21 protein-coding genes are annotated in these 22,497 nt (G+C 35.4%); 7 read left to right on the top strand and 14 right to left on the bottom strand.

Annotated elements, in window-relative coordinates; all coding sequences use genetic code 11:
- Positions 1-332: 332 nt before the first annotated feature.
- The 3 genes from FJR11_RS22605 to FJR11_RS22595 form a co-directional block, all read right to left on the bottom strand.
- The gene (locus FJR11_RS22605; RefSeq protein WP_168507822.1) at positions 333-593 is read right to left on the bottom strand and encodes a hypothetical protein; all 261 of its coding nucleotides are present in this window, start codon (positions 591-593) and stop codon (positions 333-335) included.
- 246 nt (positions 594-839) lie between these two features.
- The gene (locus FJR11_RS22600) at positions 840-2,147 is read right to left on the bottom strand and encodes a hypothetical protein (protein WP_168507821.1); all 1,308 of its coding nucleotides are present in this window, start codon (positions 2,145-2,147) and stop codon (positions 840-842) included.
- Between the two features lie 81 nt (positions 2,148-2,228).
- Entirely contained in the window at positions 2,229-3,758 is a 1,530-nt protein-coding gene (locus FJR11_RS22595) for an ATP-dependent endonuclease (protein ID WP_168507819.1), read from the bottom strand.
- Between the two features lie 133 nt (positions 3,759-3,891).
- Between FJR11_RS22595 and FJR11_RS22590 the strand changes: the two genes are divergently transcribed.
- Together FJR11_RS22590 and FJR11_RS22585 are read left to right on the top strand one after the other, a co-directional pair.
- Positions 3,892-4,779 (top strand): protelomerase family protein, encoded by an 888-nt coding sequence (locus FJR11_RS22590; RefSeq protein ID WP_174763176.1) that lies wholly within the window; start codon positions 3,892-3,894, stop codon positions 4,777-4,779.
- Between the two features lie 82 nt (positions 4,780-4,861).
- Positions 4,862-5,926: a hypothetical protein gene (locus FJR11_RS22585; protein WP_168507817.1), complete on the top strand. Its 1,065-nt coding sequence runs from the start codon at positions 4,862-4,864 to the stop codon at positions 5,924-5,926.
- 152 nt (positions 5,927-6,078) lie between these two features.
- On the opposite strand, the gene FJR11_RS22580 is transcribed toward FJR11_RS22585, so the two are convergent.
- Positions 6,079-6,432: a hypothetical protein gene (locus FJR11_RS22580; protein WP_168507815.1), complete on the bottom strand. Its 354-nt coding sequence runs from the start codon at positions 6,430-6,432 to the stop codon at positions 6,079-6,081.
- 269 nt (positions 6,433-6,701) lie between these two features.
- Here FJR11_RS22580 and FJR11_RS22575 point away from each other — a divergent pair, with 269 nt between their 5' ends.
- Entirely contained in the window at positions 6,702-9,020 is a 2,319-nt protein-coding gene (locus FJR11_RS22575; protein ID WP_168507813.1) for a dynamin family protein, read from the top strand.
- A 505-nt stretch (positions 9,021-9,525) separates the two neighbouring features.
- Here the strand turns inward: FJR11_RS22575 and FJR11_RS22570 are convergent.
- The 9 genes from FJR11_RS22570 to FJR11_RS22530 all read right to left on the bottom strand — a co-directional run bounded on the left by FJR11_RS22570 (position 9,526) and on the right by FJR11_RS22530 (position 16,002).
- Positions 9,526-10,572 (bottom strand): DUF2806 domain-containing protein, encoded by a 1,047-nt coding sequence (locus tag FJR11_RS22570; RefSeq protein ID WP_168507811.1) that lies wholly within the window; start codon positions 10,570-10,572, stop codon positions 9,526-9,528.
- A 34-nt stretch (positions 10,573-10,606) separates the two neighbouring features.
- Positions 10,607-10,768: a hypothetical protein gene (locus FJR11_RS22565; protein WP_168507809.1), complete on the bottom strand. Its 162-nt coding sequence runs from the start codon at positions 10,766-10,768 to the stop codon at positions 10,607-10,609.
- A 45-nt stretch (positions 10,769-10,813) separates the two neighbouring features.
- Entirely contained in the window at positions 10,814-11,086 is a 273-nt protein-coding gene (locus tag FJR11_RS22560) for a hypothetical protein (protein WP_168507807.1), read from the bottom strand.
- Positions 11,087-11,152: 66 nt separating this feature from the next.
- Positions 11,153-11,371, bottom strand: a complete 219-nt coding sequence (locus FJR11_RS22555) for a hypothetical protein (RefSeq protein ID WP_168507805.1) — start codon at positions 11,369-11,371, stop codon at positions 11,153-11,155.
- 9 nt (positions 11,372-11,380) lie between these two features.
- Positions 11,381-12,310, bottom strand: a complete 930-nt coding sequence (locus tag FJR11_RS22550; RefSeq protein ID WP_168507803.1) for a ParM/StbA family protein — start codon at positions 12,308-12,310, stop codon at positions 11,381-11,383.
- Positions 12,311-12,624: 314 nt separating this feature from the next.
- Positions 12,625-14,796: a hypothetical protein gene (locus FJR11_RS22545; RefSeq protein WP_168507801.1), complete on the bottom strand. Its 2,172-nt coding sequence runs from the start codon at positions 14,794-14,796 to the stop codon at positions 12,625-12,627.
- A 59-nt stretch (positions 14,797-14,855) separates the two neighbouring features.
- On the bottom strand, positions 14,856-15,542 hold the full coding sequence (locus tag FJR11_RS22540) for a hypothetical protein (protein WP_168507799.1): 687 nt from the start codon (positions 15,540-15,542) through the stop codon (positions 14,856-14,858).
- On the bottom strand, positions 15,535-15,729 hold the full coding sequence (locus FJR11_RS22535) for a hypothetical protein (RefSeq protein ID WP_168507797.1): 195 nt from the start codon (positions 15,727-15,729) through the stop codon (positions 15,535-15,537). The genes FJR11_RS22540 and FJR11_RS22535 overlap by 8 nt, the downstream gene beginning before the upstream one ends.
- Positions 15,730-15,852: 123 nt before the next feature.
- Positions 15,853-16,002 carry a hypothetical protein gene (locus tag FJR11_RS22530; RefSeq protein ID WP_168507795.1) on the bottom strand — a complete coding sequence of 50 codons (150 nt, stop codon included), beginning with the start codon at positions 16,000-16,002 and terminating at the stop codon, positions 15,853-15,855.
- 168 nt (positions 16,003-16,170) lie between these two features.
- Here FJR11_RS22530 and FJR11_RS22525 point away from each other — a divergent pair, with 168 nt between their 5' ends.
- The 4 genes from FJR11_RS22525 to FJR11_RS22510 all read left to right on the top strand — a co-directional run bounded on the left by FJR11_RS22525 (position 16,171) and on the right by FJR11_RS22510 (position 21,364).
- Positions 16,171-16,338, top strand: coding sequence for a plasmid partition protein ParG (locus tag FJR11_RS22525; protein ID WP_168507793.1), 168 nt, complete (start codon positions 16,171-16,173; stop codon positions 16,336-16,338).
- A gap of 28 nt (positions 16,339-16,366) precedes the next feature.
- Positions 16,367-16,780, top strand: a complete 414-nt coding sequence (locus FJR11_RS22520) for a hypothetical protein (RefSeq protein WP_168507791.1) — start codon at positions 16,367-16,369, stop codon at positions 16,778-16,780.
- 89 nt (positions 16,781-16,869) lie between these two features.
- Positions 16,870-17,163 carry a fertility inhibition FinO-like protein gene (locus FJR11_RS22515; RefSeq protein WP_168507789.1) on the top strand — a complete coding sequence of 98 codons (294 nt, stop codon included), beginning with the start codon at positions 16,870-16,872 and terminating at the stop codon, positions 17,161-17,163.
- 832 nt (positions 17,164-17,995) lie between these two features.
- Positions 17,996-21,364, top strand: coding sequence for a plasmid replication protein, CyRepA1 family (locus FJR11_RS22510; RefSeq protein ID WP_168507788.1), 3,369 nt, complete (start codon positions 17,996-17,998; stop codon positions 21,362-21,364).
- 34 nt (positions 21,365-21,398) lie between these two features.
- Here the strand turns inward: FJR11_RS22510 and FJR11_RS22505 are convergent, their stop codons facing one another.
- A complete protein-coding gene (locus FJR11_RS22505) occupies positions 21,399-21,821 on the bottom strand; it encodes a hypothetical protein (protein ID WP_168507785.1) in 423 nt (140 codons plus the stop codon).
- Between the last annotated feature and the right edge of the window lie 676 nt (positions 21,822-22,497).

Raw genomic sequence — 22,497 nt, 5'->3', positions numbered from 1 at the left:
TTAATATTTGGGGCTTGTAGAATACCGTTATTCCATCTGGCAGAATGGCAAGACAAAAGCCTGAAACTCTTGTACAATCCCCTGTAAAGCTATTAGACAGTACCACGAATAGACGGAGTTACACAGTATAAAGTATCATCTTCTCCGAATTATAAGTAGAACGTATCCTCTTCACCAACTTATAAGTAGAACGTATCATCTGCTGACGACATTACCTAGAGGGGTCAACCCCGAACTGAATACTCTCAATAACCTTTAGTTACTTTTCTAGCTAAGGGTTTGTTATTTTAAATATATAATAGTTGTTTAGGTATTAAAGAGGATTAAGTAATTCAAATGCTTATTCTATCAATAGCATTTTGAATTCCATACAAATAGCTTTCCATATCTCCTTGATTTAAATTTATAGATGAGATAGCATGATTTATTAAAAAGGAACTTGTAAGACTATTAGTGATACTAATTAATTCAGTCTGAGTTGCACTAGTATAAATGGATTTAACTTTATTAAAGATAAAAGTATGTACCTGAATCATTAATTCAATATCTTCTAAATGATAATTACTTTGTTTTAAATTAGGAATATTAGCCATTTTTCATCTCTAGTCAGTGATTTATTTAATATTGTATTAAAAAATCTTGAAATTGTACAGTACCTTCAAGATTTAGTGCAAAAATATTTATACGGATGTATTGTATTAAGTAAGTAGGCGGAGGAAAATCAAAATATAATCTACATATCGTTATACATTTTGGTTATTTCACGTCCACCTACTTAGGCTATTGATTTCATTCACGGGTATTGGATTTTAATTCTGTACTTATAGAATACTTGTATATTAAAAATATTCAGTTTCAGGTAATAAACAAACACCATCTGTATTAAATACCGTATCCCAAAACTCTGTTTCTTTAAATTGATTTTGTTGCTTTAAAAAAATAGCATGATGGAGTTGTCTTGTAGTCAATAAGCAATATTTATAATCTTTAGCCATTTTTATACAATTATCTGGAAATGGTTTTTCACGTTGTTCAAGAGGAACATTACAATACATATTAGCAATTATTATGCCTTTTCTCTCTTTTGGATTATCACTAAAAAGCGAATCTCTTACCCATTGGTCTAATTGGCGTACATCTGCAAGTGCTAAAGATTTAGTTCTACCTTTAATTTCTAGTATTGCTTCTCGATTTTGAGGGTCTTTAAGTAATCCATCTTCTTTATTTTCTCTTGGAATAGGGTCATCTACTATAGCACCTAACTCTCTTAACACTTCACGCACAATAGGTTCTAGTCCATCTACGCCTTGCTCATATAGTAGTTTGTGATAGCGTTTTTCAACTTTTAGTTTTTCTTGTTCCATAGTTAATTGGCTTTCTAAATATTGAATGTCACTAATATAATTTGATATTTTATCTTCAATAAATATTTGATTCGGAAGTTTGTAGTTTTCTAACCAAGGTGGTGATATTTGCTCAAGTTGTAAATTATATCTGTTAGTAAGGATTAAATTTATAGCATCATAATTCGAGATTTTTGTAGTTGGAGGTAAATAAATAATATTACCAGATGTAATAGTTTTACCTTCATGGGTAACTCGAATGTTAATCTCGTAACCTATTGGTTTTTTATATTTTGTCTCAGCGATAGAAAATTTATGTATACGCATTGAATTAAAATTCTTGGCATTAATATTTATGTTTATTAAACTAAAATAGTATTCAAGGTGATTATCATCCAGCATTCTAATTTTATTTAAATTATAAAAAGACTTATCTATCTTTTCAAAGTAATAAGTAAAAACTTGATTTACAACTTCAACTGTCTCACTGATTTCATTGTTTAATGTATGGATAATTGGAATCCAACTGTTAATCAAATTAACACCTTTTATATTTTTACCTGATAATCCTATTATTATAATTTCACTTTTACTACCAAATAAGAGATTTCCAAATTGTTTAGAACTTGGTAAAAAATCTAAATTTATTGTCTCTAAGTATGCTTTATCCATCAACGGTATAACATTAAGAATAAGTATGTCATAGTCAGCTATATTTAAAGTGTCGGGTAATTCATGCCAATTATATGCTGTAACTAAACGTGAGTGTTGAGTTGAACCAAGTATTAAAATTTTTCTATTCATAGTTCTGTGTCTACTGTGGTAGTCTAGATATTAAGAAGAACGGAAAATCAGGGGATAAGCAGCGTTATAAATGTAACAAAGCTAATAGTTAATCTTATTTAATGAATCTTCTATATTCTGAAGAATTTCAATTATTTCATAAGCAGATTTACAAAAACTTTCCTTGGCATCCTCTGGATTTTCTATCCACCATTGTTTTACCTTTTTAAGTAACACTCTTTTGCTTTCCCTCTTGTCTTCACTATCTTTTATTTTTAATACTTCATCTTTAAATTCTTCAGGATAATAATTCTCAAATTCATGTTCCTTTAATTGAAGAAAATGGTCTTCATTCCATGATTTATAAGAGTTTTTTAAATCTCTAATTATTTTTTCCTCATTTTCACCTCCATCAATTAATACCCAAATTCTATCTTTAAAGGAATCTTGTAAATGAAGAAAAAGACATAAGCTGGTCAAAGCTTCAATTCTTGCTCGTACTTTATCTACACCTTTACTAGAGCAGGTTTTTAGCCTTCCTTGAAGTTTTGGTACAAAATTAGGAATTAGAAAATCTCTAATTACGGTTTCTGCTGATGATTCTTCAAGAATTAACCATGTATCCCAAATATCAAAATCAAAAAGTTCATAGCCCAAATCTTCTAGAATTTCTTTTCTGCTTTGATGGGTATTATTAATTTCGGTAATTGTTGAAGTTGGGACTTTATTTACAAAGTCCATTTTAACTTGAAAAACTTTACTTTCTGGAGCAGAACCAAGATATTTTAAAACAATATTTGAATGAGTAGTAATAATAAATTGATTGGTTTTTGATTTCTCAATAATAAAATCCAATAATTTTTTTAAAGCTTTCGGATGAATATCGTTTTCTGGTTCTTCTATCAAAAATAATTTGTTTTCGTTGTCAGCTATGCAGAGGTCTAGAATTAATCCTAAAATATTTGCTACACCTTCACCCATTGATTCTATAGGAATATGCCCGAAATTATTAACAATATATGAGGCTTTTTTACCGCTTGGAGAAGCTAAACTGTTTATTGGAAAGCCTAAAATTTCATCGCAAGCTTTAACGTACTCTTTCTTTGCTGGGAAATTATCTGTACTAATTCTGTCTACCTTGGCAGTTAAATTATAAAAATTTCCTAAAACTGAATTTGTAGCTTGCTGTCTTACATCTTCATTAAATGTTTCTACTTTTCTTTTTGAGAGAAAAGGATATATAAAATTATTGGGTTCTTCGTTAAAGATAATAGAGTTACTATTTTGCATACCATAATGACCAAAAGTTTCTCCACAAATATGTAATGCTATTGTGCTGTATATATTAATTATTACACTATCATAATTAATGCCAATTGTATTCCATAAGTTCGGATGAAAATGTTTGGAATCACAATCCTTGAATTTAATCTTAACTGTTCCTGCATATTCATTTTTTCTTATATCGTTTGCTTGAAGAAGATTGCTATTTTGTAAAAACAGCAAAGTCCTTAATATTGTTGTTTTTCCACTATTATTCTCTCCTATTATTATGTTTATTCCTGGAGAAAGTTCTATCTGTGAATTTTCATAGCTTCTTATGTTGGTTAGCTCTATTTTTGTTATCTTCATTTGGTTTGTGGATTTGTATAAAAAGCATTGATATTGAGTATATTATACTAAATAGCCCCAAAAAAGCTAACTTAGATTATATAAACTCACACAACGTAAGAGGGGAATTAATGATTTAATCGGATGGCATAAGTTGGCAATTCAAGAGGTAAGATTGCTTAAATCTTTATACCCAGATGACAAGCTAGAAGAGGATAAGGAATATGGCACAGCTTTAAGACAGATTACCTCACTTAAAAAATATTTAAAACTTGCCACAAAAACAGAATTAAAAGATGCTGCATTGTTCCATCCTGTTAATACGATAATTACTCACTTTGGGAACGAATTATCAAATCAATTTGCTATTTATAAGGAAAATCAAAATACTCGCTATCGTGAAACTGTTACGGAACGCCGCAAGGTAGAAAATAGGATTGAGATTGATTTAACTAACTCTTTAAAATATGCCTACAACGTCCTTACAGATGTTAAAAATGGTGATGATAATACTAACTGGCTTGATGTTTCTTGTGCCGTAGCTTTAGCAACTGGACGGCGTATGGCAGAAGTACATCTATCAGCAAGCTTTGAGTTAATTGATAGTCATAAGGTAGCATTCAAGGGTCAATTAAAGGGTAAAGATAGGAAGATTAGAGTAGCAGATAAAGCTGTTAAATTACGCGATGTAACTTTTAAAATCCCTACTCTATTACCTGCTGATTTAGTCTGTTTTGCTCTTGACTGGCTTAACAATAAGGGTAAGCGATTTGATAAAGATGAAGACCCTGAACGGGTAAATAGAAGGTTCTCAAAAACCCTAAATCAAGCTTGTAAAGATTGGGATATTTTCCCAGAAGATGATAGAACTTATCACAAGTTTAGAGCAGCATATTTTAGAGCAGCTATTATTAATGATGGTAATGTTGATAATTACGACTTTACAGACTTTGCTAAGGAAGTGCTAGGTGATGACGATGAAAGCACTATTAACGCCTATAAACGTTATGAAATCAAGGAAGGAAGTCTTACAAAAATCTAAAAATAAATCCCTGTACAAAACCTCTTGACATTGCATAACAAGGGAGTTAGTATAGGGATAATCCAAGCAAAGGAAGAGTATCATGAGTGCATCTACTATAACTTCTCAAATCGCTTCAAAATTGACGACGGAACTACAAAACCTAACTGATGAATTAACCATCAAAAAAGTTACCCTAAAATACTGGGGTGAGATGAAAAAAGCGGTATCAGAGGGAAACTTTGCAAGATGTAGAACTGCTTTTAGGAAGGCTATCCAAACAGCTTTTCCTGATAAAAATGAAGCTACACCAGGTTACTACTTTACTAAGGCTGGTAAGGGTCAAATAGAACGATTTGAACACCTAGCTTTATGGTATGCCACCGCTAGTGAGGAACGATGGGAAGTAATTGGAGATAATGCTAGAAATCAATATTTTACTGGCTTTTCACCATCACTAGAAACCGCTACGGAAGTTAAACCAGAAACTATTACAGAAGAAAATACCGTAACAGAATTAACTGTAAATGTTCCCATTGAAACTAAACCAGAAATTACTACAGAATTAACTTTAGAATCTATGAAAATTGAAACTTTACAACTGGATACTGATACTCAACAAAAGGTACAAGATATTTTATCTCATTCTGGTTTGTCTCTAGCAGAATTTATCCAAAAAGTTTGTACAATCTACGTAAATACTTTAACGGATAAGGTACAAGATGCACTAGATTATTCTGGTATGTCTTTAGCTGATTTTATTCAAAAAGCTTGTACTATTTATGCGACTACTTTAACGGGTAAAGCTAAACAGTTTGATTCTGATTTATCAGGAGTTGAGACACAAGAATTACTTAGTGCAAAGTACAAAACACACCCTGGACGTGCTAGAGAAATGGTTAAACGTGCCATACAGGCAATTAAAATACATAACTCGGAAATAGTATCAGAGACGGGGGATAGGTGGCATATTAATCAAACTGCTATCCAATCGCTAACAGGATCTAAACCGCAGACTGTGAAGGAGATATTAGCAGACTACAAAGATGATATTGATAGTCATAATACAACTCATGAACTTACGCCATATCTGAACCGCAAAGCAGATAAGCGCAAAATAGAAGATGTTATTGATGTCGCGGCTTTAGTTCCTAACGGAATTGAATAAAAGCTTTACACAGCAATAATTTTAGGGAGTTTAAACACTCCCTTTTTTAGTGCTAAAATATATTTTGAGTGGATACTGAGTACAAGCAAGGTAAAAGAATTGATTGCGATTACTCCAAGAGTGGGTAAGTGACATCACAAAATGTATATTACTTAGCAACCAATTTCCCTAATTATTTCAAGCTTTAAATCCTCTGATATCCATAAACTTCTGATTTCCCTGCTTAACTCGCTACACGATCTACCATTTTCAAGATGTACCTTGTAAACCCCAATTAAAAGTTTTTTTATACCAAACTTAGCTACTGCATCACCAATAAGAGTACTTATACCAAGTACCCCTATCCCAACAACCATACCAAAAGGTCCTCCAAGTAGAGCTAATGCTGTTGTAATTACAGCACCTCCAGCTAACCCCATCCCTGCTGCAATAGAACAAGCAACAGCAAACATTACTGCTGGTAGTCCTAAAGAGGCTATTTTACGTACTAATTCATCAAAGGGCATTCTTAGTTCTCTATTTTTGTTTACTCTCTTAGATCCATTAAAACAATATTACTGAGTAATTTGTCAATCAAGTCACTAGACAAAGTAAAATTGTCAAGTATGAAACTGGACAAACCAAGATGGACAGTCAAGACACAGAACTAATCAATTCCTATTTAAGTTAATCGTAAAATAGTGTGTCCATTGTCACTGAGATATTTCTTTTTGAGTATATAAATAGAAATAAATGGATCTAAAATAGCAATTTTTCTTACCAGCATCAACCAACTATGTCTTCAGAACAATTCCAAGCCGCACACAGCAATATTTACAACCTGGGTACACACCTATTACAGTATCTTCAGGAAATTCGCCAAGGTCGTCTCAGTGAAGGTGATGATACTAAAGGTTTGCAGAGTGTTGAGAATGACATCATAACAGCTTTAACCGCATTGGAAAAACAGAAATATCAGGTTGCGGTTATTGCAGCCATGAAAGCGGGTAAGAGTACCTTTCTTAATTCCATCATTGGTGTAGATGTTTTAGCTAGTGAAACCGCAGCTTGTACCATTTGCCGTACAGATGTACTCCATATTCCTGCTGATCAAACTCCCAGACTGTTAGAATATCGAGAAGGAGAAAGAAAACCTATTGTTATTGCTGAAGGTAAGGAAGGTGAAATTCAGCAGAAGTTTTTAGATAGAACCCGTGAAATTAGAGAAACGGGAAATCCTGATAATACTATACGTTTTGAAATAGAACATCCCATTGAAGCAATTAGCGGACTTTCTTCCCTTGCGGGTTTTACTCTAGTTGACACACCTGGACCTAATGAATGGGAATCTGCTCAATTTAATACAGTAGAACTCAAGCGAACTGCCCTAGAAGCTTTAAGAACCTGCAACGCAATTTTGTTTGTTTTAAATTACGCTTCTTACAAAGATAATGCTATTGCTGATTTGTTTAAGGATATAGTAGAAAATCGTCAGGAAATCTTAGAATCTGATAAAGGGAAGATTTACTTTATCCTCAACAAAGTAGATCAGAAAACTGAAAAAGATAAAGATATTGACGAAGTAATTCAAGATTTAAAACGAGAATTATCTAATTTTGGTTTTCCTAATCCCATGATTTATCGTGCCAGTTCCAGACAAGGACTTTTAGCAAAATTAATTCAACAAGGAAAAGCAACTGAAAGTCAAAAAAAGGATTTTAAAAAATTCTTTAGTGCTAGATATGCAACTGAAAATGAAGAGGGAGATCAAGTTATACCAGCACCTCATAAAATTGCACCACAGGCATTAATAGATAGTGGCATTCCTGAGATTCAATCAACAGTAATTGAAACCATCACTAAAAATGCAGGTTGGAATCTTTTGAGCGATGCTTTGGCGAAAATTGATAAAGCTGAAAAAACAATTGAAAGTTTATTAAATGCACAGATTGGTGGATGGAATACTAAGCTTGAAGAACTCAAACAAATAGTGGAAGAGTATCGTATACGCTCTGAATCTGCAAAGAAAAAAGTTGAAATTGTTAAGGAATCTGTTAATAATAAAGAAAAAGAGTTAATTAACCGATTTAACCAAGGAATCACTGAATTTACTGAAGGGGCTAAATCCAAAATTCAAGATGAAATTGATCGAATTGCCAATCCTAGAATTAATAAATCTACCAATTCCGAAGTTAATCAAAAGACTGAGATACCAACAAGAATAGAGATTCCTAGTAATGACATGAATCTGGCTCTGACTCTACCTAATACTGTACCTGTTTTAGGAGGTTTTTCATTTTCTTTCAGAGTTCAACGCCCTCTAATAGACGCTGTTAATCAAGTTCTAAATAGAGGTTCAAGCAATTTTAAGGATTCTCAATCTCAACTTGATGATTCATATATAATCAGAGTTAATACCGATAAAGAAGCTGAAGAGATTATAAAAACTATCAATGAATTCTGCACTCCTCTTATTAGAACTTGGTGGGTAGACACGCAAGATAGACTTGTCCGAGATGGTACAAAAATCAGAGAAGAGTTGGTGCAAAAAATCCAAAATAGCATCCAAAATATATCAAATGATCTGTCAAACTATCTTGGAGAAGCTTTGCAAGTAGAAATTAATCTGAACCCTATTCAATTTCCAAGTTTTGAATTTTCTGGTATTGATGCACAAGTTAAATATCAGCAAGCCATATATGAAAAAAAGAGAGGTCAAGACACCAGAACAGGAGAAAAACCGGGATTCTGTGAAGACAAGGACGATTACGTCAAAAGAACAACTAAGCCAAATTTCTTTCATGAAATTAATTTGCGTAGCACATCTGAAGCAATCAAACTAAATATAGATAATAAAGCATCAGCAAGTAGACAACTTTTAGAACGAGCCATTGAAAACCAGATTGCAGATGATTTCAGAAAAGCAGAACAACAAATCAATGACTATATCACAAAATTTCAAGATGAATTTGACCGCTTGCTAAAAGAACGGGAGACAAAAGAAGCAGAATCAGATGAAATTGTTAATACCCTGAATTTCCAAAAAGAGAACCTGAATGAATATATACAGGAATTAAAATCAATTCGTGAATCTCTGAACACTTGGAAACCATAGATTTTATGTAGGTTGGGTTTCCTTGCGTCAACCCAACACCAACAATTTTGATATTTATTAGCAATTAATCCAGTGTTGGAAAAATTTAATAAGAACTTTTTAGTTTAAGTTAATCATAAATTTTATACAACCTCACAAAAATTTGTATTAATGAGTTTGCGATCGCTAATTTAAAGCTAATCATCGGATGGAACCCCTACATTAGGTGCTTTTTCTGTGATGTCGTCAAACATTTTTAAACCGTAAATAAAAATATGCTTAAAAATATGTATTTATATTTAATCAAGTCTAATCATGTTTATTTTCTACCCGTGCAGTTTCAGGAGTAGAGAGGTCGTTAAATGGAGATTTAACGACATCTGCCGAAATACACCGACGGAAAGGTATTGAGTCACCAATGAGCCGTGCGATCGCCCTCGTCAGCGGGAAAGAGGAGTATGAGTTTCTTCTAACTCTCTCAAGTAAGCAACTGGATCAGAAGCTAATGTTCCCTACAGCTATACAGCTATGAATTGCCGTCATTTACTTTAATTTCAAGCATTTGTAAGCCTTGTCTTGTGAAATAATCAGTAAGTGCTGTGGTGTAATTTTCAGAAGGCTGAATATCGACTATCCTCAAAAGTTCTTTTCCAGATTTTGAAAGTGCGACTCCATGTAGATTCAATACTTGATGTTTTGGTAGTTCAGCTACTGGACGCAAACAGTAATACTTATTCTGATACAGAAAAGGCAATACTACCTGATAACTATCGCCTATATTCTCACCTGCAATGCTTATTTTGTAATCAAAATATGAATTATAATCAGGAATTATTAGATTATGTTCCTGCAAAATATTTAGTTGGTCAAAGTTAAGACCATAATTCCGAAGCACGTTTGATGCTGCATTGCCACCAACGGATGAGACACGGGCATCTAAATAAATATCATCAACCTTCAAACATACACATAGGGAACAAATCCTTAAAAAGAGAGCCGCAACAGCACTATCAAGCTCTCCCAATAGATTGACAGTTTTAATTGAAAACGAAGAAGGTTTTTGAATTTCTCCAGCCAAGATACGACCGAACAGAAGCTGCATTTCTTCGGTACTTTTCTGACTAGCTTGTTTTTCAAAGTTGTTCAACCAGTCCTCATTTATCGCAGGAACTTCTGTTGCAGCATCAGGCTTTAGCTTAAGAATTGCCTCTTGTTGAATCTGACTAGCTGCTATTTCAGAAATTTTGTTAAGGTTCACCTGCTCACGTAGAATCTTCTGACCATATCTTTTTACCGCAACACGGGCAAATTCTGGATCAACATCCATTTGTTTGGCGATCTGTTCACCATCTGTATTGATAATCTTCAGCCGTGCTTGGGTTACAGCACGATTTTCCGCAGCGACCCCTTCAAGATAAGCAACTGGAATATCAATCAAAGCAGTACAAAGCTGATCAAATGCTTTGAAAGCGTTTCTTTTAATTGGAGTAGGAATTGATGAGCCTGTCATCAATTCAATGACAGCATCTTGAGCAATTTCTATGAATCCTCGATTTGAATCTTCTTGTTCCATCGTAGTCAGACTTTTTAGCAAAATAGTACATGATTCAAAACATATTTTCGCACAAATGATTCTGCGTGTTGACATCTATCTCCACTTTAGTGACATTACCCACAGGTGACAGCATTGATAAGGCAGAAACAGCCCCTAATACCTGTATTTCCTGCTGTGTCAGCACTTTGGCGCGTCCGTGCCTGTTGATTTTCATAAGCCACTGTAGACCTCTGTGATCTACAGCTTACAATTACAGGGACTAAAACGGGATATCGTCGGGATCTTTCACATCAGAGTAATCAATTTGTGGTTTATTAAGGTGCTTACTTTTGTACCTTTCAAAGACATCATTCAAATAGCTTAAATCTGGCTTGTCTTTTAAAATTATCTTTTCCAGAAATTGCCATTTATCCTCAATTTTTACATGAATAACCATAACCAAGCTAGTTGATAACGTGGCTTTATTTTCTAAGTCTTGATAATCAATATCTAATTCTGCAATTATTTCATTTTTAAATTCAGTTGGTTTCATTTTTGCTACTCCTAAACAGCGAATAACCGAAAACTGCTACCTGTTAATTAAGCAGCAGTTCCTTTACTAAATGTCTAACTCATAATCATCTTTTGGCTGTTCCATCTTTGCGCTAGGTTTAGCAGTTCCCACAGTACCGGGGGCGTTTACATTAGCTGCTAGATAGGCAAAATATTGATCTACGATAAAATACAACGTCTCTAAAAAAGACCTATCTAATCGTTTAGATTCAGCATTAATCCGAGCATATACAGAGTCTTTAATTCTCACCTTGCTATTAGTCATTTCTTTACCCTATGCCATTTTTTTAGCTAATGTGAGTAATCCTGTAACGTTGGCATCAACAGGATTTTCTAGTACCAAGAAACCTTTTTTCTCTAGCATCTTGGCAAATCCTGGTAATAGACAACCACCACCAATTACCCATACCTCATCACCCTCATGCTTTGCTTCTGTAGCGGCTTCTACTGGAAGTCTTAACCCTTGACTAAACCAAGCTTTTACAGTTTCCAAGTACACTGATTTAAAATCAATCTGACTAGAGTATTTAGTATTTCCCAACTCTAAAGCATGACGGATTTTAGAAGCTACTCCCAATTTCCCTCCGTTAATTTGTTTCATAGCTACAGTTAGCATCTCAATCAATGACTGAACACCGTTCGGGTATGGGGTGTGATTCTCTCTTTTACCCTTGAAGTAACGACTATATAAAGTAGTCCCGTTCCCAAAGTCTAGAACTGTTAATTTTTCAGGCAACTTGCGACCGACTAACATTCCCATACCTTCAGGAATGACCTTGAGAACTTCTACTTTTACCAATGATTCTTTACCAGCGAGTATGGGGGAATGCTCACCCTCTAGCACTGCTTTTAGTTTGTCTCCCATGCTTGCATCATGTAGGGAACTAACCAATTTAATTTCCCAATTCTTCCTATGTGGCAGGTGAGCTAATGCCCCTAACAAAGTGATTTTGGCATTATTGATTTTATTGTCATTGTGATCTGAGTTGGCTGTGAAGTTTGAACCAGCGCGATAAGCACTTTCACCAACCGTGTAAGATTTTCCATCAATAACTACTCGACCTGCTACATCTTCCATATCGTCACTGGTGATGTAACTGGGAATACGAATTAAATCATGTCCGTCAATCAGAAGCTTGACTGAACCATAACCGTTGTCAAAACCAGCGTAAAAATATTTAACGTTACCGTGTACTTTGTTCATGTTCCTTACTTTTGGGGTGAGTGTTTTCGTGTCTAATTTAGAGTAGCACCTTTTTGGGGGTCATTTAGGGAGTATAAAAGGGTTGTTTATATCCCATAAAAGTTATAGTTTTGGGTTATGTTTGGGGGTCATTTAGGTACTAGGGTCATTTATTTTTGTTACGAGATAATACACTTTAATAGAGCTAACTTTGACTGATTTAATAAGGAATTTACGCATATTTAATAATAGATAAACTTAATAATTAAATTAATAATAAATAGCAGATATTTAGTAATAATAAAACCTGCTATTTATTATTCTAAACTGTTAAGTTATTTCCAGACAATTTTACTGTTAGCTGTACGTTTACCGCAGTCTTTACACTGATATTGATTAATGCCTTTAGTGGAAACATTAGAGCTATTACAGTGCGGACAATGGGGTAATAGTCCAGACTGGACTGCACCCTCTATAGGTAGTTTTGGACTGGCTAGACTGGACTGGTCTAATCCTTCTATATCAATACTTTCAGCCGTTACAGTTTTTTGACGGTCTTTAGTTAGTCCTGACAGTCCAGACTTAAAATTCTCAGATTTACCCCGTGTCTCTTCTATGGCTTGGATGTCAAACTTTACACTGTCTAGGTTAGGGAGAAAGTACAGTTTTGGACTACGAGAATCTACAATCAAAGCCACTCGTAAAAGTCTAGCGTCATCAGTTACTAATTGATTTTTATGCTCTATATATTCCTCTAGTGCATCAAGATTTTTAGTCAATTTAGCAAGGTTAGATTCACTATTCTTACCTTTACCATAGGTATTCAGATATAACCTGATTTTGGGAATACCAATCACTATTTCTGTGAACAGGGAACGGTCATCGTTGGTAAATCCTGGTATTTGTCGAGTCATCACGCTTTGACCGCTTACAACCCAACCAACGTTATTATGACCCGCTTGTTTTAGGATTTGTTTAAGGTTGTCTACACATTCCCCAACATCACTGGCACTGTTAAGGGTGTTATCCAGTTCATCCCATCCCCATATCTGAAAGAACTCTGAAGCATAAGCGGGGTATTGTTTCCTGTACTCCCAATCGGTCACAGCGTCTTTAAAACTTTTGATAGCAGCGGTTGTATCACCGTATTTTAGGAACAGGTCTAAAGGATAATCTGAATCTTTTAGAGAAGATGCCACGCCGGGGTAACTGAAAGTAACCAAAGTATTTGGAACTTTAGCACCTTTAGCAGTATTCCCCCTTCTACAACCTGACTTGAGTATTTCTGATATCATCACGGCTGTTGTAGGAGTTTTACCCGCGCCGGGGTCAGCTATCAACCTGTAACGGATTGGATTAGAAACAACATAATCAATAAATTCTTGTGGACTACCTACCATTAGATCCGCGTCTTTATCATTGACTACTGGAGACTGTCTAAAGGAAACAACTACAACATCAGCTACATCTAATTTCCTAACGCTGGTAATTTTGTGTATCCCCAACTTTTTACCCAACATTTCAGAATATTGACTAATTGCTTTTACAACGTTCTCAGGAGTGTGTGACCTGCTATAACCAAAACCAACATCTACTACACCTGTTGAGTGTTGACAAATCCCTTTTACTGCTAGAGGCAATTGTAAATCTTGAAACAATAACCGCGCTAATTCGTTGGCTATTCTGCCATTAACATCAAAACCAAAATCACCATAACCAGGTTCTACTAATTCTCCTGATAATTCTTTTTGGAGTCTGCCAACTCTCATGTTTAGCAGTTCAATCTGTTCTAAATAATTGTTGCGTTCTGTTTCAATTGCTGTACCGACTTCATCAAGATGAGTATTGTAATTAGCTGCTAAAGAGGTGATGATTTCTCGCTTTTGGCTGTGACCATCTGCTATTTTCTCACCCCATGAAGCTAATTCTCTATATAGGTTCATGGCTTCACCGGTGATTTGATCATGCTCTTGAAAGATTTTATCTATTTCGGTTTTACGTGCGATAACTAACCTTTTACTAGTTTCCTGATCTAGTAATTGCTGAAAGTGTGTTTCCCATTGCTTTATTTCATCTTCTAGTTTAGTTATTTGAGTATCGTCAAATTTTCCCTTTGACTCTAATTCTTGCAATCTTTGTTGAATAGTCGTGAGTTGGTTTTTGAGTTGTCCAAAGGCTTTTACAGCGTCATTTAACGCTTGTTTTGTGGTTTCTAATTCTGCCAATTCGTTAACTAATCCTGTGTTCTGTTTTTTAACAGTGTCCAGTTGGTTTAAAGTTTTCATTAAATTGTCAGCAGATGCTTGGTAATATTTGTCTGATTCTTCAATCTTCTTTTGGGCTTTGGTATCAACAATCAAATAAGTAATGAAACTTGCTGGTAATGCTGCTAAAGCTGCGATACCCACAAACTTGGTAAAATCATCTTTAATCTGTCCACTGCAAATAACTACACCCGCCAAAATCCCTACAGTCACACTACCTAAAGCCAAGTTAATTGATTTCATGATTATTCCTTGGGTTGTAAATATTTAAAATTTGGGTGAAGTTAATCACCCAATTACTACTACTTCGATGGTAAATAAGACCCTAGCTTTTGCTGAAATTCTGTCAATTTACCCTGACTTTCTGCGGTTTTCAGTTTTGCATCTTCTGATTTAATTTCCGCTTGCTTTAGCTTCTCTTCTAGTTCTGTTTTTGAGTAAACTGCCACAGTCCGATCTACTACTGTTTTGTTTCTAGAGACATCCAAAGTTACTAATTTTTGTTCTGTGGCTTGCTGTTGACTTTGGTAATCAATATAATTACCTTTGACTTTCTCAATCTCTGTTGCTGATACTATACCCGCGCCGATAGCTTTAGCCCGTTTACCTACTACGTTAAATCTTTCCCGTGTCGTATCAAAAGCCGCGCCTGTTAGTTTTAATGCCCTTTGAGTACCTTCATAGATTCCCATACCTCTATCAAATTGGGATTGTGTAGCCTGTGGTAATGATTCAGGTGGATTTAGAGGGTCTTCTATCTGATAAGCTGTTATATCGAATTGTGGCAGTAATTCAGGTACGTTAGAGGGTGTTAATGTGTTCAGTCCAGGAACATCTAAAGAAACTTCACTAAGAGGTAATTGGGTAATATTTACAGGAGTAGATATAGTTGGTAAATTAGTTTCTGGATTAGAACTTTTACCAGATTTTGCAATCTTGTCTGCTACTTTTTGGGCTGATGTTTTAGATGCGCTTGTTAGTTTAGCCATTGATTAAGAATCTCCTAGCATTTAGTAATGACTGATATTTGATTTCTAGCTGTTTAAATCTTTTGTCCAGACTATTAAATTGAGCTTCTAGAGTTGCATCAAGGTCATATTGCTCTATCAGTTCCTCTAGTTCGTTCTCATCGGTTTTATAGTCTTGAATCTTTGCGGTTAAGTCGTCATGGTTCATAATAGAGAGATAGGTTATTCGTGGTAGGATTGCCTATAGGTGAGTTTTTCGTGTCAAAAAAAGCAAACCGTTAGGGGCATATAACAAGAAAAGACGCTTGTTTGTTATGCCCCTTTAAAATTTCTACTCTTCTAATACTTGGGATAATGCCACTGCTATTGATTTCTTAGCGGTGGATAGAGTGCGCTTGACGTTGGCATTTTGGCAATATGCGGTTAATTTAGTCAGTTGTGACTCAATCAGGGTTAATTCCTTAATTTCTAGGGTTGTCATAGTTCACCTCAATGGCTTTATAACCAATATAGCCACTATAGCTAATTTAGGCTACAGTGGATAGATAGACAATTCTTATACGTTATTGGCTAAATGGTAATAAAATGCTATATAGCCATTAATGACTTTTTTCTATTTAATGGCTATATTGGCTATAGAGGTAATTTTATGGAGAAAGATAAAGAGAAGATGGTTCAAATAAGAATTAGTTTGCCAGAAGATTATCGGCGTTTGTTCAAAGCAATCTGTACTGAACAAGGCACTGATATGAGTAAGCGCATTACTGAATTAGTAGAAAATGAGTTAAAAAAAGCAGGAAAAATAAGCCAAGTTTAGCGATCGCCCACACCACACCCACAGAACCATGACAACTGAACCATCCCGACTAGATCGGATAGAAGCGATTTTAGAAAAAACTACTCAACGGCTTGACCGAGTGGCAGAACAGCAAGAAAACACTACTACAAGTCTGGAAGGACTTACAGGTAAGGTCAATGAATTATCAGAAGTAGTAACTGAAATTGGTTATAAGGTTGATAATTTTATCAGTACAGCTACTACCGTTTTAGGACGTAGCACTATGTTGGATGAAATAATACTAAATAACGATACTAGAACGTCAATGCTCGAAAATATTGTGATACGGCTTGACCGTAACCAGGAAGAGAGTAACCACAATTTTGAGCTACATCAGCAACGATTTGAGGAAAACCAACGCTCAACTAACGCTGCTTTAGAACGACTAGAGGCTATTTTGATACAACTAATGGATAAATAGCGCGATCGCACTTTCTACTCCTCAATGGTAGATTTTGCGATCACTCCCTATCACTCCCTATCACTCCCTATCACTTACCGTGAGGTCTTATGATTCAAGGAAAACTAGAGGTAACTATAAAAATCAACGAACTGCCAGAAGCCAAAACCACCGATAACGGCTGGCAACAGTTCGAGATTGACTGTGACGGCCGGATCATTAGCGTTACTGTCAAACCCAAAATCTGGAAGAAACTGACCGATGCCCAAACCAACTATCCTCAATGGGTTGCGGCCATTGCTGGGAAGTTGGGAGAAGCCACCGATAACGGTTTTATATTATTAGACCCGAATATCCAAACTTTTGAAAAGAAACCCAAAACCCCTATGGAGAGCGCGATTTAGGAGAATAAATTATCGTTTTTAGTTGAAACAATGTAAACAAGAATATCTTATGAACAAGAATATCTCATATTCCTGTGGTAAGTTGAAAGTTAACTTATTTTGTAACCCAACTATATTAGAAAGCCAGAAGTGGCTCTACGAAAGGGTTACAAGAAGATTATTAGAAGCCATGTGGCTAAAGAGTTACAGCGAAAGTTTCGCTCCCTTTTAGGGTCTATTGGCATCCAGGAAAAAATTTATTTATTTTCGGATCAATCTTTTCTTAAACTGATAGAATGAAAACAAATTTATATGATAGTTGATAATGGAAAGGATCATTAACTCGCGGATCTTTGATTATGAGTTTGTCGAATTCAAGCGGTTAGCCAAACAGAACGGGACTAGCCCCTACAAATTGGTAAGAAAATTTATCCGCGATTACCTTGCCTTGCAAAACAAAACTCCCAAGCCGCCGAAGCATCCTGAGAGCCTTGTTTGTTAAAAAGTTCAGCCAGCCATTTACTTGTCTAGTCCGCAAAAACATTCAAGTAAAAGGCTGGATCGCACCCCCAAAATTTAGGGGGAACTCTACCATTATGCTAAATCAATATACCCCAAAATGTAAGCACATTTTCCTTAAAAAATGTGGATCTTCATTCCGAAGTAATTTTAAGACTACTCCTATACTACACAATCTCTGTGTAGATTGTCAAGAGGGCATTCTCAAGAAAATTAAGCTCTTAATTAGCCAACATAGACTCACCGAAACTCTGGAAGTGCTTGAAGAATCAGGGTTTACAGGTGATTTAACTTTATTCGTATTGGGTGAAATTGCGACTGTGGGGGTGTGGCGATGAGTAAGGGTTATTATTCTCTGAAACCATGCCCCGTGTGTGATTCAGCTAGTGGGAAGTGCCGGGGTAAAGAAGATTCTGGCAAAGAATATATATTGTGCATGACTTTTGCTGATGTTCGCAAAGGTCAAATCGAAAATGGGTATAAGTGCATCAAGTCATCAGATAATGGCTATCAACATAACAGCGCGACTTTCGTATTGGACAACTCCCAAGAGTGGACCGAACAACAGCGGGAAGAATGGATAACACTCAACCAGAAAAGAAAAGCAGACGCAGAGCTAGAAAAAAAAGCCAAGCGCGAGAAATCCTTGACGGCGGATCAGCGTCACAAAGAATATTCTAAAATTCTTGATTCCTTGAAACTGGACATAACCACAGTTTCCGACCTCAAAAAGCGCGGTTTTACTGAGAATGAGATTAACGACTGTGGTTTTGTTTCTGTTGAGGCGTGGCATAAATTACCCTTTGCAGTTGATCCACAATTACCGGGTATCAGTGCCAAAAATTCATTAATTGCAAGTGGCGATGGTTATCTATGTCCTCTCAGAAATTACGATGGTCAAGTAGTTGCGCTGCAATTGCGACTTCACTATCCAGATGATTCTGGACGCTATAGATGGGTAAGTTCCGAGCGTCAAACATTAGCTTTGAATGTTGGGGATAGTTTAGAAAATCCGTTAGGAGTATTCAAACCAGAAAACCCTATAGGAATCGCAATTGTCGAGGGGACAGGTGCTAAACCTTATCTAGCATCAAAACGGTTAAATAATATTGTCATCGGCGCGGCGGGTGGCCAGTTTGCTGGTAGTCCCAAATTGCTAGAGGAATATTTAAGCCGTGCCAGTGAAGATGTCGGGACTAAAAAAGTAACTATCTTTCCCGATGCTGGCGATATTTTGAATAAATCTGTGATGACCCGGTGGGAACAGGTAACAAAGTTGATCATCAGCTTTGGTTACGAAGTCCAGCTTGCTTGGTGGGGTCAAGTTAGCAAGGATGATGGTGATGTTGATGAACTAACGGATTTTAGCCAAATTGAGTTTATTAGTGTTGATGAGTTCAGTAACTTAATCAAATCATCAAAACCAGCGCAAAAAAAAGAATCTAAAACTGATGATTGGGAACAAAAACGCGCTAAAACTGCCACATATAACCTAACCAGAAAAGCAGATTTACCCGTTGAATCTGGCTATCTTCCATCATTAAAATTATCTGATATTCCCTCACCCTTGTTAGGAATTAAGGGTAATTGCGGCGCGGGTAAATCTGTGTTTATTTCTAATATTTTGAAAGAATGGAACGAGAACGTAATTCAGGTAGCACACTTGAATAATTTACTTTCTAATACCGCGCCAAAATTTGATTTAATGCACCATCGGGAATTAATAGATGATTTAGGATTAAGTGTCGCTGCTCACTCCAATTTAGCCATTACAGATATATCTATGGCTGCAAAATTAGAGATACCAGCTTGGCTAGGAAATAATAGATTTATTTTAGTTTTGGATGAAATTGAACAGGTATTAAAATCAATCCAAACTAACAAAAACCTACGAGGTAATTCATTAAGGCTAAAAGCACGGGTCAAGTTAGAATGGATGGTTAAAAATGCTGCTTATGTAATTTGTAGTGACCGCGATTTGTGCGATGAAACTATAGAATATGTTGAACAAATTAGAGGTGAAAAATTCTATTTAATTCATCATACTGGCAAGAAAGGATTATCCAGAATGCCTGTAAAAATGGTGGTTAATAAAGATAAAACAAAAGTCCTACAATCTTTATATTCTGACACCCAGAAAGGGTTAAAAGTTCTTATCGGTTGTGAAAACCGCAGCGACTTGACAGCCATTGAATTAGAACTTCAAAAAATGGGAACTATTGATAAAGCAATGTTATTTGTTCATGGTGAAAACTCAAATGAGAAAGAAATAAAAGATATCATCGCAGACATTGATAAACAATACTTTAATTACCCCATTTTTGGCTATACATCTACTCTAGGAACTGGTATTAGTTTGGATACTCAGCATTTTGATAAAGCCTATTACTTTGTCAGTGGTGACGTTCTCCAAGCTTCTGAAATTATCCAGTTAATGAGTAGATATAGACCCGATGTAAACACTACAATTTGGTGTAATGCCATTACCAGAAAATTAGAAATTAACCCAGAAAATTTGTTAACAGACATTCAGGAAAACTTGAAAGAAACCAAGGGATTAATTAATGCTATTGACAAATTTGATTATTTTGTTAAAGAGGGTATTTTTGTTAACCCATCGGGTGAAATTCCCAAAGAAGATATACCTTGGATTAAACATAAATTATCAATAATTGCCAGATTAAACGCAAGCCGCGCTAATCCCAGTAAGTCTTTATATGATGAATTAATTAAGGATGGTTGTACAGTTATTCTTGATGATTCAGAAGTTGAAAATAATTCTCTTGATGCGGTTCACAAAGCAAATAAAGAAGAAATTAAGTTGATACAAGATGAGGCTGTAGCCAAGTCAGAAGTAATGAATGATGAACAATACAAAAATGCAAGAATGAACCCCGGTAGTTTAAATAAGGAAGAGCAAGCGCAGTTTAAAAAGACTAGATTGGTTCATGAGTTGGGAGTGCATGAAACAGAAGTTAATAACTCATTGGTTGAATTAGAAAGAACCAAGGGCGTTGTTAGTGGTGCTAAGGCATTAAAAATAGTATTAGGAGACAAAGATACAGCCTTGGCTTATGATTTGAGGGATAAAGAATCAAATCCTGATCCGTTTGATCAAAAATTCCATGCTGTTAGTTGGCAATACTTCCATGATTTAGGATTTGATAAATTCTTGGCGGAAATCAAAGAAGATTTTAATTATTCCAAAGATTCAGAATTAGTAATAAAAATTGCTGATAAAGCCAGAAAGTCAGCATCCAAATTTAAACGGGTCATTGGGATTGATATTAGCAAGAAAAAATCAGATTGCGCTATCGTTGGGCATTTACTAGATAAGCTTTGCATTTTGAGAGAGAAACCAGAGAAAGGTAAAAACAAGGCGCGGATTTACAAAATAAATATGCAGCATCATGAACTGTTGATTAATGCCGTAAGTCATATTAATAAACAAGAAAAAACGTTAACTTTAGAAAGGTTAATTAACAATAAAATTGACCAAACTATGGTTAGTGAGTGTGCAGAAGTTATACGGTTGGCTTTTGATGTGGCAGACAATCCGACCGATGAATATGAGTTAATTATGACCGTGGGAGAAGATAAACCCAAATTAGTGAAGAAATTGATTTTCAGCCGATTGACAGAAGAGGAACAAGATAGAGTTAGACAGACTGAAAAAGCAGCAAAAGAGATGATTTCAGTATGAAGATTTTGGGGGATGTGATATCCCCCAAATTAACCTATCCTCTGACTTTTAAATCAATTCCCATTTGTTCAATTGCAGCTTCAAAAGCTTTGATTTTATCAAGGTCATCACAGTGACCCCAGAAAACAGATTGAGAGCCTTTAACACCTTCTATGGGCTGCTTAAAAAGCCTTATCCTATCCATTTTATAAGCATAGCCACCTTGATAATCTGATGTGCAATCAGATAAAAAAGCAGCCCCAATTATTGCTTGTCTAAAGGCTATTTTCTTGTCAATGCCATAATCATCAAAGCATGAGTCACTTGCCTTACTGCCACTACTATGAATCAATACCCAACCTCTTCTTTTAGTAGATGAGTTTCTATATTCATAAGGTTTTTTGCCTAAGCAGATAGCATAGGCATGAGGGGCATGGATGGAAATTGCTTTGATTTTATCAATTACTTGGCTGGTCATTTTTTTGCCTTAATTTGTCTCTCACTGCTGCAAGTGTAATCAATAAAATATTGATTGGCAAGTGAAAAATAAAGATAATTAAAATCTTTTAAAATGAAGTTTTTCATAATAGCTATTAAACCTAAAAACCTTTGTGGAATAGCGTATGTATTGCCAATAAAATATATTTCTGCTACGATATATCTAAAGCTTATTTGTCTCTCACTAAGCAAAGAAGCAAAACGCCTCCTAATAATTAAGGGGCGTTTTAAACCAAGCCAAAGCTATTTATCTATGGTTTCCCATACAGGCATAAGCGTAAAGCGTTCCTAAAATACGTGATGCAATGCTATGAGACGTTTCATCCTTGTTAGTTTGAATGGCGAAATCGGGGCATTCTTCAAAAAGTCCACGATTTCCACAGTAACCCGTCGTAACAAATCGCGTTATTAATAGTACGTTATACTACAATAAGTTTCAAGTTTTTAGTTTACGTTCTCAACAAAAGCCAAAATACAAAAGTCGCTGACAGGGTAGTTATCCCATTAGCGGCTTTATTTTGTGTATTTCTGCCACTGCACATCGTTAAATAAGTATTTCATCAGCCCGTAGAGTGAAGCAGCTTGCGAGGGATTTTAGAGGCAACTGGGAAAACTCGACTCTTCCAGATCAAGAGAAGATAAGCCAGTGAGAATTA

The sequence above is a fragment of the Anabaena sp. UHCC 0187 genome, assembly GCF_009712035.1.
Classification (GTDB): domain Bacteria; phylum Cyanobacteriota; class Cyanobacteriia; order Cyanobacteriales; family Nostocaceae; genus Dolichospermum.
Note: the sequence above shows the minus strand (reverse complement) of the source record. Positions and strands in the feature narration are given on the sequence as shown.

What these genes read in the sequence shown, in the direction of transcription:
- FJR11_RS22535 (WP_168507797.1), bottom strand. Translation starts at nt 15,729, where the DNA reads ATGAACCATGACGACTTAACCGCAAAGATTCAAGACTATAAAACCGAT.
- FJR11_RS22585 (WP_168507817.1), top strand. Translation starts at nt 4,862, where the DNA reads ATGAGTGCATCTACTATAACTTCTCAAATCGCTTCAAAATTGACGACG.
- FJR11_RS22530 (WP_168507795.1), bottom strand. Translation starts at nt 16,002, where the DNA reads ATGACAACCCTAGAAATTAAGGAATTAACCCTGATTGAGTCACAACTG.
- FJR11_RS22545 (WP_168507801.1), bottom strand. Translation starts at nt 14,796, where the DNA reads ATGAAATCAATTAACTTGGCTTTAGGTAGTGTGACTGTAGGGATTTTG.
- FJR11_RS22605 (WP_168507822.1), bottom strand. Translation starts at nt 593, where the DNA reads ATGGCTAATATTCCTAATTTAAAACAAAGTAATTATCATTTAGAAGAT.
- FJR11_RS22525 (WP_168507793.1), top strand. Translation starts at nt 16,171, where the DNA reads ATGGAGAAAGATAAAGAGAAGATGGTTCAAATAAGAATTAGTTTGCCA.
- FJR11_RS22555 (WP_168507805.1), bottom strand. Translation starts at nt 11,371, where the DNA reads ATGACTAATAGCAAGGTGAGAATTAAAGACTCTGTATATGCTCGGATT.
- FJR11_RS22560 (WP_168507807.1), bottom strand. Translation starts at nt 11,086, where the DNA reads ATGAAACCAACTGAATTTAAAAATGAAATAATTGCAGAATTAGATATT.
- FJR11_RS22505 (WP_168507785.1), bottom strand. Translation starts at nt 21,821, where the DNA reads ATGACCAGCCAAGTAATTGATAAAATCAAAGCAATTTCCATCCATGCC.
- FJR11_RS22565 (WP_168507809.1), bottom strand. Translation starts at nt 10,768, where the DNA reads ATGAAAATCAACAGGCACGGACGCGCCAAAGTGCTGACACAGCAGGAA.
- FJR11_RS22550 (WP_168507803.1), bottom strand. Translation starts at nt 12,310, where the DNA reads ATGAACAAAGTACACGGTAACGTTAAATATTTTTACGCTGGTTTTGAC.
- FJR11_RS22575 (WP_168507813.1), top strand. Translation starts at nt 6,702, where the DNA reads ATGTCTTCAGAACAATTCCAAGCCGCACACAGCAATATTTACAACCTG.
- FJR11_RS22580 (WP_168507815.1), bottom strand. Translation starts at nt 6,432, where the DNA reads ATGCCCTTTGATGAATTAGTACGTAAAATAGCCTCTTTAGGACTACCA.
- FJR11_RS22595 (WP_168507819.1), bottom strand. Translation starts at nt 3,758, where the DNA reads ATGAAGATAACAAAAATAGAGCTAACCAACATAAGAAGCTATGAAAAT.
- FJR11_RS22540 (WP_168507799.1), bottom strand. Translation starts at nt 15,542, where the DNA reads ATGGCTAAACTAACAAGCGCATCTAAAACATCAGCCCAAAAAGTAGCA.
- FJR11_RS22520 (WP_168507791.1), top strand. Translation starts at nt 16,367, where the DNA reads ATGACAACTGAACCATCCCGACTAGATCGGATAGAAGCGATTTTAGAA.
- FJR11_RS22600 (WP_168507821.1), bottom strand. Translation starts at nt 2,147, where the DNA reads ATGAATAGAAAAATTTTAATACTTGGTTCAACTCAACACTCACGTTTA.
- FJR11_RS22515 (WP_168507789.1), top strand. Translation starts at nt 16,870, where the DNA reads ATGATTCAAGGAAAACTAGAGGTAACTATAAAAATCAACGAACTGCCA.
- FJR11_RS22510 (WP_168507788.1), top strand. Translation starts at nt 17,996, where the DNA reads ATGAGTAAGGGTTATTATTCTCTGAAACCATGCCCCGTGTGTGATTCA.
- FJR11_RS22570 (WP_168507811.1), bottom strand. Translation starts at nt 10,572, where the DNA reads ATGGAACAAGAAGATTCAAATCGAGGATTCATAGAAATTGCTCAAGAT.